General features: G+C 34.0%; 3 protein-coding genes. All 3 read left to right on the forward strand.

What is annotated here, in order from left to right:
- On the forward strand, positions 1–264 hold a 264-nt coding region (locus tag NZ519_13935; protein ID MCS7029852.1), incomplete at its 5' end, for a hypothetical protein.
- Between the two features lie 51 nt (positions 265–315).
- Positions 316–948 (forward strand): methionyl-tRNA formyltransferase, encoded by a 633-nt coding sequence (locus NZ519_13940; protein MCS7029853.1) that lies wholly within the window; start codon positions 316–318, stop codon positions 946–948.
- A gap of 6 nt (positions 949–954) precedes the next feature.
- On the forward strand, positions 955–1,216 hold a 262-nt coding region (locus NZ519_13945; protein MCS7029854.1), incomplete at its 3' end, for an N-acetylneuraminate synthase family protein.

The raw sequence follows: 1,216 nt of genomic DNA on the forward strand, positions 1-1,216 counted from the left end.
GGTATTGTGCCTGCAAGTAGTGTAGCATACGAATGTCTGGCAGTGGGAATGTATTTGGTGGTGGGGTATTATGCAGACAACCAAAAGGCAATATACACAGGGTTATGTAACTCTTATGCTACTTCCGAATTAAAGAGTATTACAAACATCACAAAGGAAAAGTATCTATCAATTATAAAAAACATCATAGATAACACCAATGGCAACATAAATCGTATCAAAGCGATGCCAAATAAAATCATATCCTCAATTCTTTGGCTATGAGAATTCAAATATTAGTTGATAACATCAAATCCTAAATCATTCCCTACGGCTATGAGAATTCAAATATTAGTTGATAACATCAAATCCTACATCATTCCCTACGCAAAAGAATTAAACGAGTATTTTCTGTCCCTTAAATATGAAAGTTGTTTAATACATAATAGTCAAGAAGTTGTAGAAGGTGATATTCTTTTCCTTCTTTCTTGCCAAAATATTTTCAAAGATTTGCACCTAAACAAACATAATATAGTTGTTCATGCAAGTGATTTACCAAAAGGAAGAGGTTGGTCGCCACTAACCTGGCAGATTTTGGAAGGGAAAAATGAAATTGTAGTTTCCCTTTTCGAAGCAGTTCTGCAAGTAGATGCAGGAGATATTTACTTACAAGACAAATTAGTATTTGAAGGACACGAACTGCTTCCAGAGCTACAAGCGAAATTAGGTCAGACTATCGTGAAGTTAATTAAAGCCTTTGTTGAAAAATATCCTAATATACAAGGGAAAAAGCAGATAGGAAAGCCTACTTATTATCCAAAAAGAACTCCCAAAGACAGTGAGTTAGATATCAATAAAACAATAAATGAACAATTTAATCTTTTACGAGTCTGTGATAATGAGCAATATCCTGCTTTTTTTGTAAAAGATGGAATAAAGTACATTCTAAAAATAGAAAAATCCCAATAGTTCAAAATGCACCCAATTCAAATTCAAAACCGAATAATTAGTCCAAATCACAAGCCTTTTCTGATTGCCGAGATGTCGGGTAATCATAATCAATCGTTGGAAAGGGCTTTGCAAATTGTAGATGCTGCCGTTGATGCAGGAGCCGATGCCATCAAACTGCAAACTTACACTGCCGATACTCTTACGATTGATTACCGAGAAAATGAATTTTTTATTTCTGATAAGAATTCTCTATGGAAAGGAAAAAGTTTATACGAACTTTATCAAG

The organism is Bacteroidia bacterium (assembly GCA_025056095.1).
In the GTDB taxonomy this organism is placed as follows: domain Bacteria; phylum Bacteroidota; class Bacteroidia; order JANWVE01; family JANWVE01; genus JANWVE01.